The 12,209-nt window shown below is 48.3% G+C and carries 7 protein-coding genes; 4 read left to right on the top strand and 3 right to left on the bottom strand.

What is annotated here, in order from left to right; all coding sequences use genetic code 11:
- Window positions 1-397: 397 nt before the first annotated feature.
- The 3 genes from VGN67_RS01245 to VGN67_RS01235 form a co-directional block, all read right to left on the bottom strand.
- Complete coding sequence (locus tag VGN67_RS01245; protein WP_327484941.1) at window positions 398-2,800, bottom strand: TonB-dependent receptor domain-containing protein; 2,403 nt, start codon at window positions 2,798-2,800, stop codon at window positions 398-400.
- A gap of 210 nt (window positions 2,801-3,010) precedes the next feature.
- Window positions 3,011-4,339, bottom strand: a complete 1,329-nt coding sequence (locus VGN67_RS01240) for a HAMP domain-containing sensor histidine kinase (protein WP_327484940.1) — start codon at window positions 4,337-4,339, stop codon at window positions 3,011-3,013.
- Window positions 4,336-5,019 (bottom strand): response regulator transcription factor, encoded by a 684-nt coding sequence (locus tag VGN67_RS01235; RefSeq protein WP_327484939.1) that lies wholly within the window; start codon window positions 5,017-5,019, stop codon window positions 4,336-4,338. Before VGN67_RS01235 ends, VGN67_RS01240 begins: the two co-directional genes overlap by 4 nt.
- Before the next feature lie 611 nt (window positions 5,020-5,630).
- Between VGN67_RS01235 and VGN67_RS01230 the strand changes: the two genes are divergently transcribed.
- The 4 genes from VGN67_RS01230 (at window position 5,631) to VGN67_RS01215 (ending at window position 12,209) form a co-directional block, all read left to right on the top strand.
- Window positions 5,631-6,188, top strand: a complete 558-nt coding sequence (locus tag VGN67_RS01230) for an RNA polymerase sigma factor (RefSeq protein WP_327484938.1) — start codon at window positions 5,631-5,633, stop codon at window positions 6,186-6,188.
- A gap of 83 nt (window positions 6,189-6,271) precedes the next feature.
- Window positions 6,272-7,201: a FecR family protein gene (locus tag VGN67_RS01225; RefSeq protein ID WP_327484937.1), complete on the top strand. Its 930-nt coding sequence runs from the start codon at window positions 6,272-6,274 to the stop codon at window positions 7,199-7,201.
- Window positions 7,202-7,330: 129 nt separating this feature from the next.
- A complete protein-coding gene (locus VGN67_RS01220) occupies window positions 7,331-10,675 on the top strand; it encodes a TonB-dependent receptor (protein ID WP_327484936.1) in 3,345 nt (1,114 codons plus the stop codon).
- A gap of 1 nt (window position 10,676) precedes the next feature.
- Complete coding sequence (locus tag VGN67_RS01215; RefSeq protein ID WP_327484935.1) at window positions 10,677-12,209, top strand: RagB/SusD family nutrient uptake outer membrane protein; 1,533 nt, start codon at window positions 10,677-10,679, stop codon at window positions 12,207-12,209.

Genomic DNA, 12,209 nt, shown 5'->3' with positions numbered 1-12,209 from the left:
GGCGAAAGGTGGCCTTATTGCCCCGCTTGTGGCCTTCAACAAGTGCCTCGCGTTGCTCGGCACTCAATGTTATGTATCGTTTCTTTCCTTGCATGAAGGAAAGATAAAAATTACATCCATATTTTTGACCGACTACTTATTTGTTTAAAATAGTACAAATTTAGTTCAAGACCTGAGTCGGGAAAGCAGTCAGGTAAGCTATGTTTTACTTTTTATACCCTTAGTATGACTTCTTTTCTGCGTTACTGCGTGGGGCTGGATATCAGCAAAGACACGCTTCACGTCTGCCTCTCTGTCGTTGACTCTACTGGCCGGGTCACAGTCAAAGCCACCACTAAAGCAGTATAAAACTTTAAAAAGATTAAAAGGTTGAAAGGTACGCTCCTATCTTCCAGGATTAATTTTCACCCTCATTTTCCCCATCCATGCTTTCTCTTGCCTCTTTCTTACGGTTTAACCGGTAGTTGAAGGTAAGCAGTATCTGCCGGGCATTCCATTGAAAGGATGAGGTGGAGTAATAGCCTTCCTGTTCAATAATAGTCCGGCGCAGGCGGGTGTTAAGTAAATCCCTAACGCTTAACGTAAAGGTACCATTCCCCTTCATGACGTCTCTGGAAAGTCCCAGGTCAATGGCGTACGATGAGAGCTCTCGTCCCTGGGGGATCTGCTGGGGGGCCCGGTAGTTGACACCGGCCTGAAATTCCCACTTTCTTAGAACTGTCATCTTGGAGGTAACCCGGCTGGTCCAGGTGTAAGTATCACTTTCCAGTAGCTGATCCTGGTACCGACCGCTGGTTATAGCCCGGTAAAAGTTAAAATTCGCGTTCAGTCGCCACCAGTTCTTAATTGTGTTCGAGTAGTTAAATTCAAGGCCGTAGGCATTCTGAGTAGCCAGATTTACGGGAAATATCCGGTTAAAACCTACTGAATCAACCAGGGTGATCCGCTGGATAACGCCCAACCGGTAGCGGTAGTACATGCTTGAAAGCAGCGAGCCCGTACTCCAGTTGAGCAGGTGTCCGGCCTCGAGCGAATGGGTATATTCCGGATTCAGGTTCGGATTTCCCACCATCAGGGAGCGGGCGTTACTAAAGCCGGAAAAGGGCAGTAGTTCGCGAAAGCCCGGACGGCTCAGGCGGTAGCTGTAACTCAACTGAAGGGCTTTGTCCTTGTTTAACGCATACGAAAGATGAACACTCGGGAAAAGATTAAAGTAGGTACGCTGATTGACCAGATTTTCTTCCGGTAGCTCCGTTGAAATATCCGAAAATTCTCCTCTTAAGCCAGCCTGTAACGACACCTTTCTGAATTGATTTCCTGCCATTAGGTAGGCGGCATGGATGTTTTCCCGATATATCAGATTATTGTCAAAGCGGGGTAACGCCAGCCAGCCTTCACCCTCTTCCTGCTGTTCAACCAGAAAGTCATTATTAAGTACCCTGGAGGTGCTTTTCACGCCAGCTTCCCATTTGCTCTTTTCACCGAAGGGATGTACATAGTCCGCCTGAAACAGGAAGTTTCGTTCATCTTCGGTATTGCTGGACCTTTGACGCAAATTAACAGGACCACCAAGTACTCCCTGCTGAAACGTAGAAAACTCATCCTCATCACTTACGATCCATTTGACATCGGCCGTAAGGGTACGTCCGGCCCGATCGTACTCCCTACTGAAGCTAAGGGCCGCTTCGATATTGTTCTCCGGCTCCCTTTCCCGTTCATTGCGTTCTGTCGTCTGTATCAATTCTCCCAATGGTCCAAAGTCGCGGTACACGTACCGTGAAGTATTCCGGCCGTCGGAACGGCGGTAAAGCACCGAGCCGGTCAGAACGTTTTTATCATTCAGATAGTAATCCAGCCCCACCCGGAAATTATGCGAAATCCCTCCGCGGGTCCGCCGGTTGGTTTCGGAGTAAGAGAAGGTGGAATCACTACCCGTGAAGGACTGATAGGAAGATCCGAAACCCGGCCGGGACCGGTAGTTCACGCCATAGCTCGAAAACAGGTTTATTTTGTTTTTCCGGTAGTTGATGTCAAACGATCCTCCGTAGTTGGCCGGCGTACCGACATTTACGGTAAAGGAGCCATTTACTCCCTGATTCCTGTTTTTCTTCAGGATTATATTGATAATACCTACTTCCCCTTCGGCGTCGTAGCGGGAAGACGGATTGGTAATAACTTCGATGCGCTCGATCAGGTTGCCCTGTAGTTGTCGCAAGGCATCAGGGCTGCTGATACCGGTCAACCCCGAAGGACGACCATCAATCAGAATTCGTACGTTCTGGCTCCCTCTAAGGCTTACATTTCCTTCTACATCTACCGACACCGAAGGTACATTGTCCAATATCTCAGCGGCACTTCCTCCTATATTGCTCAGGTCTGACCCAACGTTAAAAACTCGCTTATCCAGTTGTAGCTCCATCATACTTCTCTCCCCCCGTACCGTTACCTCTTCGAGGAGTTCGGTATCGGGTCGTAAAGTGATAGCCCCTACCTGTACGGGCTGATCAGTAACCGTTAGATTGGGAACGATCTTTTCTTTAAAGGAAAGTATGGATATTTTCAGGTAATATAGGCCAGGTTCAGCCAGAAGCTCAAACTCCCCTGTTTCCCCGGAGGTAGTACCGGTAACGAGTGAAGAGTCAGCGGCCATATACAGGGCAACGGCCCCGTAAGGAATGGGCTTTTGGGCTCCGTCCACTAAGCTTCCTTTGATGGCATTGCTTGTTTGCGGAATAGTCTGGGCGACCAGTGAGGTGGATACTAGTAACAGTACCGGCAGAAAACATAGGCTGTACTTCATAACTTCTATAATTCACAAGTGCGTTCTTTTTCAACCCAAAGGAAGAAACACATTTTGTAGAGAATTTGAAGTACCTGTGGTTTTATCACCAAACCTGCATCAGCCTGTTACTTTATGATTAAAATTTTTACTAAGCAGGAGAATTGTTGGGTACCTGGAAAGTACCACATTGAACAGTTTTTAGGCATTTGGCATAAAAAAGAGAGCTTCTCACTTTTCGCTGAACATCTTTTTTCTTTCGGCGGTTATACCCCGCTTCCCGAACTGCCCCCTCCGAAAAACAACCTCAATACGGTGCCACCCCTGACTATACAGATAACTCACATCAAAGTCATTCAGATCGCAGATTTGCTTGACAATGGCCAGCCCGAGCCCCGTTGAGTTCTGGCTGGGGTTACTCTTCTTGAATCGTTGAAACAGTTGCTCGGTAGCGATCTGTGGGGGAAGACCAGTATTCTGGATAACAAGGGAAGTCTCCGTTAAGGTGATGGATACTTTACCGTCCGGAACATTATGACGGATCGCGTTACTGAGCAGATTGTTGAGTAGGATATCAGCCAGGATTGGATGTAGCCAAACCCGTACGTTATCAGCCAGGTCGTATTCCAGCAGGAGCCCTTTGAGTTCGAATAACTCCTGCAGACGAAAAATTCCATTGCTGAGGTGACGGCTGATATCAATGGATTCAGTAGTTTGGTATTCCCGGTTGTCCAGCCTGGTCAGTAAGGTGAGTGCCTCATTGGTTTTTGAGAGCTTTTCAATCGAATCGAGGGCTGCCTGCACCAGTAGGGCCTGTTGATCTGTGATGGGCGAATCCATCAGTAATTCCAGTTTACCCCGTATGACAGCCAAAGGGGTCTGTAACTCATGGGAAGCGTTTTCCGTAAACTCCTTTAGAGACTTATAATCAATTATGGCCTTCTGGGTCATTGATTCAAGAAAACGATTCAGCTGTTCAAATTCCCTGATCTGGGTATTCTTTAGATGCAGAGGAGTTTGTCCGGATAAAGAAAAGCCGCGTACAGCGATCAACGTTTCATGAAAGGGTGCCAGCAACTTGCGGGAGAGCAACCGGCTTAAAAGCCCTACCAGCACCAACAGCAGGATAAAAATCCAGCTTAATGATTTAGCGATTCCCTCCGCTATCTCGTCGGGCTCGGCCACCAGATTGGAGGCGGCTATGTGATAATGCTTGCCTTTGATTTTATAGGAGGCAACAGCCATCAACTGCCTCTCGTAGTGTTCGTGGGAAGGAAACCAGAATAGCGTATCCAGAACGTGTAAAGGGACGGCCGGAGCCAAGTAGCTCAACTCCTGAATCCTAACCATATACCCCTGTTGCTGGTCTACTGTGGCTCCTTGCTGCAGCCGGGTGGCTACCAAATGCACTGTATCTTTTAGTCTGCGGCTATCTTCCCGGATGATCTCATTCTGTACGCTCATAAACACAATAATACCGCCGGCTACCAGCACGACTACGGTCATGGCTAAAAACCACAGCGTAAACTGATCGATCAGTTTTAGACGAATACCTTTCATGCTAGATTCCCATTAAATTTATAGCCAAGACCATAAACTGTACCAATATAATCATTGCCGCCAGCGGTTGTTATCTTCTTTCGCAGGTTCTTCACGTGCTGATAAACAAAGTCAAAATTGGCCAGGCTGTCTGTATAATCCCCCCACAGGTGCTCGGCAATGGTCTGCCGGGTGAGCACCCGATTTTTGTTGGTTATAAAGTAAAGGAGCAGATCGAATTCTTTCTTGGTCAGGTCCAGGAGCTGGTCCTGCACCGAAACTTCCAGGGTATTCGTATTGATGGAAATCTCATTACAGGTAATAATGGGATCACCCCGCAGAATCTTCCGCCGGTAGATCGCTTTGAGCCGGGCGTGCAATTCCGGCAAATGAAACGGCTTGGTCACGTAATCATCCGCCCCAAGATCAAGCCCCAGAATTTTATCATCCAGGGCATTTTTTGCTGATATAATCAATACACTACTATCAATCCCTTCCGACCTTAGAAATTTGAGCAGATCCAGACCGTTTCCATCCGGTAGCATAACATCCAGCACGATACAGTCGTAGGGAAAGCAGAGTAATTTATCCTCAGCCTCTTGTACCGAATAGCTCACTTCACATATATATCCCTCCCTCAGAAGGTACTGATAAATATTCCGGGAGAGTTCCTGATTATCTTCAACGATTAGTAATTTCATAGCAACTACTAAGTTCAGATTACTTTTTGAAGAAATCTTGAAGTGAAAAATGTACTCTTAATTATAGAGAGCTATAATATTCTTGTGAATCTACTTTCGGTCACATTACCATTTTTTAAACAACACAAAAAATTACCCTTTATTCACCTATTGGCACTTAGGTAAAATGTCTGCATGAACTGGTACTATAACTACGGGCAAGGGCATTAGGTTGGGTCAGCAGCGGGTTTTGCTATGATAGTAGAAATAGTTGCTGTCAGCCACTGGTGTTGCAAGTACATGACCAAGTGCCTGCACCAGCTGGATATAGCCAACCGGCTTAACCATATAACCTAATGCGCCCAGCAACCGGGTCTGCCTGACGTGTGCCTGGTTGAGCGCCTGATGCTGGAAGTGATTTCGACCCAGCCGTTTACGGGTACCAGTAGAAGACTTTATTGAGCCGGATTAAATATCAGAACAAGTACCGGATAGAAAGACAAAATGCGGTGCTCCCTTAGTGTTCCAGCGTATATAGACGCCCAAATAAAAATATTCTAAAAAAAAGTAGAATCTTTTTAGGGATTTGGCCCTAAAAGTGAACCTTTATCCGAAAATAAGGCGGCTGTGTTATGCAAGACCCAAAACTGACCGATGAAGAGTTGGTCTCCCTCCTCAGGACGAATGATGCCAATGCCTACGAAATCATCTATCGGAGGTATTGGCGGCCAATCTATGGGTATGTATTTCAGCAGCTGGGTTCAAAGGAAGATACCGAAGAAATTGTCCACGACCTGATGCTGAGCCTATGGGCCAATCGTCAGCATTCCAACATTCAGTGTCTTCGGGTGTACCTGTTGATAGCGGCCCGGAACCTGACCAACAAATTTATAAAATCTCAGATCAACCTGAGAAAGTACCGGGAGTACCAGGTACTTCGTGGAGTCTGGGAAAGTTCTGAAACCAGCGAACTGATTGGCATGAATGATCTGTCAGCGGCCGTGGAAAACATCCTCAATGGAATGCCCGAAAAGACGGCCCGGATTTTCAGGATGAGTAAAATAGATGAAATGCCAGTGAAGACAATTGCCTCCCAAATGGATTTGACCGAAAAAGCGGTGGAGTACCATATTACCAAGTCTTTAAAATTGCTGCGTAAGCAGTTAGAAAATTACACTTCTGATAATTGATATCTTCCACCATGACTAAATATGAATTTGATCAACTATCTGAAAAATATTTGCGGGGAAAGTGCTCAGCGGAAGAAACACGTATGCTCGAATACTGGGCAGAGCGCACCCTGGACCGGCCGGATATCCCGGACGTGTTTGAAAATGAACTGGAAGTAGAACGGGTCCGGATGCGGTTGTGGAACAGGATCAAGGAGTCTTCAGCCCTTCCTTCCGCCCGGATGGTACGAATATCGCCTTGGGTATGGCTTTCGGCGGCCTGTATTGCTCTTCTCATTACAGGTGCTTACCTGTTTGTCCCTCCTATCTCTGGTACTACTCTTGGGTCAAGTGCCAAGCAGGGTGTGGAAACCAGAAATAATTCCGGTACCAGCCAGAAAATGATCCTGGCGGACGGAAGCAGCGTCCTTTTAGAAAGAAATGCCCGCCTGATTGCTGATGAGAATTTCGGGAAAGACAACCGCCGGGTGTACCTGACCGGAGAAGCCTTTTTCGACATAAAAAGAAATGAAAAAGTCCCTTTTCAGGTATATTCCGGCGACCTGGTTACAGAAGTACTTGGTACCAGCTTCCGCATAAAACCCCAGCCCCAGGAAACCAAAATAGAAGTATCCGTAAAGAGCGGAAAGGTTTCCGTTTATGCCAGTAAACCCGAAAAAAACGGCAAGTTTGAAGGGGTCATAATTACGCAGAATCAGAAGGTGCTTTTTGACACCGAAAAGAAAACCATCCGGTTAGGCATCATTGATTCGCCTGAAATTATTAACAATCAAATATCCAAACCTACCTTTCTATTTACTGAAAACACCGTTGAGGAGGTATTAAACTGCATTCGAACCTCTTACGGGGTAGAGATAATGGTAGCAGATACTTCACTAAACAACTGCCGGTTTTCGGGTAATTTAGAAGGTTTGGACATGTATGAACAATTGCATCTGCTGAGTGAGTCGATCAACGCCACGTATGAGATCCGAGGAGTAACCGTTTTTATTTCCGGTAGCGGCTGCCACTGACCGCCATAAAATTACATTCCGTTTGATTGAAACTCTTCGACAAAAGAGGCAGGAGAAGTACGTCCTAACGAATACCAAAAAACCAGTATAGGGTCATTAAGTCAACTACTCAGTAAAAATTCACTTTCTATGTACAAAAATCTACAAACTCCTTCTCTGATCCGAACCTGGTTCAGAAGGTCGATTCATCAGGTTTGCTTTTGTTTGTTACTCGGCGGATTTGCGTACGGCCACGACAGCCGCGGTCAGGTACTTCAGGATACCTACGTATCCCTCAATGTGGAGAATACCCAGTTAAAAAAGGTACTTGGGCTCATTGAAGAGCAAACCCGTGTAAGCTTTGTGTACAGTTCCAGCAGCATCAATGTTAATCAAAAGGTCAGCCTGAGCGCTTCCCACAAATCGCTGGATTGGGTACTTAATGCACTTTTAAAGCCACTTTCGGTTAGTTATACCGTAAAGGATAACCGTATTCTTCTAAAAAGCGAACCGAAACAGTCTGGCGCTGCTCCCGCTGCAAAACCGGAAAACTCCGGCATGGCGGCTCCGGCGGACCGGACCCTAAATGGGAAGGTGACCGACGAGGAGGGAGGCAGTCTGCCCGGTGTGAGTGTTCTGGTAAAAGGCACCCAGCGAGGTACCGTCACCGATCAGAACGGTCAGTTTCAAATTTCGGTAACCGATCGGGATCAGGTGCTGGTATTCAGTTTTGTCGGGTATACGTCGCAGGAAGTACCCATCAGCAACAGCAGTACCTATACTGTCAAACTGGCTGCCGACATCAAAGCGCTGAGTGAAGTGGTGGTTATTGGGTATGGCACGCAGAAAAAAAGTGACTTGACCGGGGCGGTGTCTAGTGTCAACAGTGATCAGCTTACAGCGTATCCGGCGCTGGATGCCGTGCAGGCCCTGCAGGGCCGCGCGGCAGGTGTACAGATTCAGGCCACAAACGGAGAGCCCGGCGCCGGATTTAAGATCAGGGTCCGGGGCGCTACCTCCATCAATGCGAGCAGTGATCCGTTGATCGTGGTGGACGGTATGGTGGGAGGGGTTATGCCTCCTCCGGAAGATATAGCTTCCATTGAAGTACTAAAGGATGCCTCTTCCACGGCCATTTATGGATCCCGTGGTGCAAATGGTGTGGTAATGGTTACCACCAAATCCGGGGCAAACGGGAAGCCTCAAATTACCTTGAACAGTTCTTTTTCTACCCAAAAGGAAGTAGGCCGACTAGCTGTCCTTAATGCCCGTGACTACGCGAAGTACATTAACGAAGCCCGAAATACTAACTATTATGACGTAAATAATCCCGAAGCAGAAACCGACTGGCAGGACCTGATTTTCCGCCAGGGTTTTATACGAAACAACCAGTTGTCCGTTTCGGGAGGTGGCAGCAATGTCAAGTACTACGTTTCAGCGGCCATGTTTGATCAGCAGGGTATCATCAAGACCTCCGAATACAGCCGAATTTCACTGAATTCCAAAATCAGTATTGATGCAACCAACCGCCTGACGATCGGTATCAATACGTTTTTACGTCGGGGGAAACAGGACGGGATATACAGTCAGCACCCCAACGGGGCCAATGACGCGGGCGTGATCGCCTCTGCCCAGCGGTTTGAGCCTAACCGCGGGATTCTGGACAACCGCGGTATTTATACGACCAGTAACGTAGGAACTGCTCCCTACGAGAACCCTATGGCCGTGATCGACGGAAGGACCATTGAAAATGTGGACGAAAATATGCAGACCAACCTGCAACTCCGGTATAAAATTCTGGATGATCTTTTCTTCAACTCTACGCTCGGTATCGGTTTTACGAACCGACGAAACGGACAATACAACAACCGTATTTCGAGTGAGGGACTTTCGGCCAATGGCTCGGGTATCCTTTCAACGGGGCGGAGGCTTAATTTAATCAACGAAAATTATTTCAACTATTCCAAAACCCTGGCCGGACAACATACCCTGGGTCTGGCGGCGGGCTATTCGTACCAGAAGTTTAACGCAGAAGATTTTTCGGCTTCCAACCGCGGGTTTATCACCGACGCCTTTGGCTTCTGGAACCTGGATGCGGGCTCGAACTGGCAACCGGCCAGTTCGAACACTACTACCTCAGAGATCGTGTCCTACTACGCCCGGCTCAACTACAATTTCCGGGATAGGTACCTGTTTACGGCCACGGGCCGCTACGACGGGGCCTCGCAGTTCAGCGACGGAAACAAGTGGTCTTTTTTCCCTTCGGGCGCTTTTGCCTGGAACGTCTCAAACGAAGACTTTTTCCCGGAAAACAACCTGATAAGTTCTCTGAAACTCCGAACCAGTTATGGACTTACCGGCAATCAGGCCATTGGTCCCTACCAGTCGCTGTCCCGGATATCACCGGTACTGTTCTCCTTCGGAAGCTCGGTGGTGAACGCAGTACGGCCCACAGCCATTGCCAACAAAGACCTGACGTGGGAAACCACCGCTCAGTTTGACATTGGAGCAGACCTTGATTTGCTCGGTGGCCGGATCAATGTATCGGGAGATTATTATAATAAGCAAACCTCGGATTTGCTCTTTACAGTCCCGATTCCTTCATTTTCCGGTTATTCGAACCGGGTAGAAAATTTAGGAAAAATCGAAAATAAAGGTTTTGAATTCCTGGTCAACAGCCGCAATCTGGTCAACGCCTTCAAATGGTCCACGAGCTTTAACCTGACCATTAATCGCAATAAAGTACTTGCTCTTCCAGGAGGCCTTGACCGGGAGTTTTCCAGCGGCCCCGGGGTACTTGCCGCTGGTGTTACTTCTATTCTGCGCGAAGGACAGCCGGTGGGTAGTTTCTATGGGTATATCTACGATGGGGTTTATCAGACTTCGGACGAAATCATACCCGGTGCCGGATTTGAAAAGTTAGCCGGAGGGGAGAAGTTCCGGGACTTAAATAAGGACGGGCAACTTTCTACGCTGGACCGCACGATTATTGGCAATCCCAATCCTGACTATATCTGGGGCCTCAATAACGATGTATCCTTTAAGAATTTCGATCTGAGTGTATTTTTCCAGGCTAGTATGGGCGGAGATATATACAACTTTACCAAAATGGAACTCGACCGGCTTGCCGGAATCACCAATGCTACTACGGATGCCCTCAGGCGCTGGACTCCGGAAAATACGAACACCAACGTCCCCAAGGCCGTAACTGGCCGTACTAACCGGTCCTCCACCCGTTTTGTAGAAGACGGTACCTATATCCGGCTCAAAAACCTGGCTCTGGGTTATACATTTTCGCCTGAACTACTTAAGCGCATAAGGGTACGGAATGCCCGGCTGTTCGTAAGTGCGCAAAATATCCTGACCTTTACCAACTATTCGGGCGTAGATCCCGAAGTAGCCTACAAAGGACAAGGAAACTTAAATCTGGGCGGCGATTATGACAGCTATCCCAATGTAAAATCATATACAATCGGCCTAAACCTGGGATTTTAACATGAAAAATTTCCTCCAGCATCCATCCAGAAAAGTATTCCTTTTAACGCTGCTTTTCATTTCACTTACTTTTACTCATTGCACCGATCTGGTGGAAGAGCCCAAGGGGCTGCTGGCTCCGGAATCGTTCTTTAAAACCATACCGGACGTAGAGGCCGGCCTGTACGGTGCCTATAGCCAGTTTGTTTCGGTGAACTTGTACGGTCGGGAATTGTCCATCCTGCTCATGCTTCGCAGCGATATGGCTGCCATTGGGGATCAGGGGACCACCGCTGACCGGAAGCAGGTTGATGAATTCAACATGAATTCAGAAAATCCCATTTCCAGAAACGTTTGGAATGCCTTTTTCCGTACCATTTCTGCCGCCAACACTACGCTCAGGGCCATCCCGACGGTGTCCGGAGACCAGGCAATCAAGACGCGGCTGGAGGCCGAAGGCCGCTTTATTCGCGCTTTCTCTTATTTCAATCTGGTGCGGCTCTACGGCGATGTACCTTACCTGGACAGCCCGGTAGAATCTACTGCACAACTCGTGGGAGTAACCCGCACCCCGGTTGACCAGATTTACAAGACAATCGTGGATGACATGCTTTTTGCAAAGCAGCACTTACCTGCCCGGCATACCGGGGATGTGAGAAACCGGGCCACCTCCGGAACGGCGGCCACTGTACTGGCAGATGTATACCTTACGCTGAAACAGTTTGACAAAGCCGCAGCGGAAGCCCGGTACGTCATCACCAATGCCCAGGGCCTTTATAACTATTCGCTCGAACGCAACTACCAGAATCTGTTTAACGGGGCACTGGCGGGTTCGCTGAAAGAACCGATTTTTGTTACTGACTGGCATAATACCATTGCCGATGGTGGGGTGAACGAAGACTGGTTGATTTCCCAAACCCGGATGCGGGGCCTGTTTGACCGCAGCCTGTCGGTGGTGGTGCCTACCATGAACGTGTACCAAAGCTGGGATGCCCGCGATTACCGCCGGGCCGTGAGCCTGGAAGATTCTGTCATGGTCAATGGTGTCAAAACGGCGATCACCCAGGCCGCCCGTGCCTCTGTCAAACGCCCGCACATTGCCAAGTATTTTCGTTTTCCCGGTACCCAGAGCGCTGGTGATGACCGCCGGGCCGACAACGATTACCATATTTACCGCTATGCCGATGTATTGCTGATGGCGGCGGAAGCCATAGCCGAATCAGAAGGCGTCACGCCGGAGGCCATTGGCTACGTAAACCAGGTTAGGGAACGGGCGCGATTTACCGGAACCAAAATGAAAGATTTTCCAGCAGAGGTCTCTCCTACCATTAACACCGCTTCTTTTATCAGTCTGGTCAGGGAAGAACGGCGACTGGAATTGGCTTTTGAGTTTAAGAGATGGTATGATATAAAGCGCTGGGGTATTCTGCAACAAGTATTTACTGGTCCCAACGCATTGGAAGCCCGGAAAGTAGACCCGGCCAGGGATTATCTATTGCCCATTCCTCTGGACGAAATCAGACTCAACGGCTGGACCCAGAATCCGGGCTATTAA

The sequence above is a fragment of the Telluribacter sp. genome (genome assembly GCF_035998675.1).
GTDB lineage: Bacteria > Bacteroidota > Bacteroidia > Cytophagales > Spirosomataceae > Telluribacter.
Note: the sequence above shows the minus strand (reverse complement) of the source record. Positions and strands in the feature narration are given on the sequence as shown.

Bases quoted from the DNA above. Each gene is read 5' to 3' on its own strand.
- VGN67_RS01230 (WP_327484938.1), top strand. From the start codon at position 5,631: ATGCAAGACCCAAAACTGACCGATGAAGAGTTGGTCTCCCTCCTCAGG.
- VGN67_RS01240 (WP_327484940.1), bottom strand. From the start codon at position 4,339: ATGAAAGGTATTCGTCTAAAACTGATCGATCAGTTTACGCTGTGGTTT.
- VGN67_RS01235 (WP_327484939.1), bottom strand. From the start codon at position 5,019: ATGAAATTACTAATCGTTGAAGATAATCAGGAACTCTCCCGGAATATT.
- VGN67_RS01245 (WP_327484941.1), bottom strand. From the start codon at position 2,800: ATGAAGTACAGCCTATGTTTTCTGCCGGTACTGTTACTAGTATCCACC.
- VGN67_RS01225 (WP_327484937.1), top strand. From the start codon at position 6,272: ATGCTCGAATACTGGGCAGAGCGCACCCTGGACCGGCCGGATATCCCG.
- VGN67_RS01215 (WP_327484935.1), top strand. From the start codon at position 10,677: ATGAAAAATTTCCTCCAGCATCCATCCAGAAAAGTATTCCTTTTAACG.
- VGN67_RS01220 (WP_327484936.1), top strand. From the start codon at position 7,331: ATGTACAAAAATCTACAAACTCCTTCTCTGATCCGAACCTGGTTCAGA.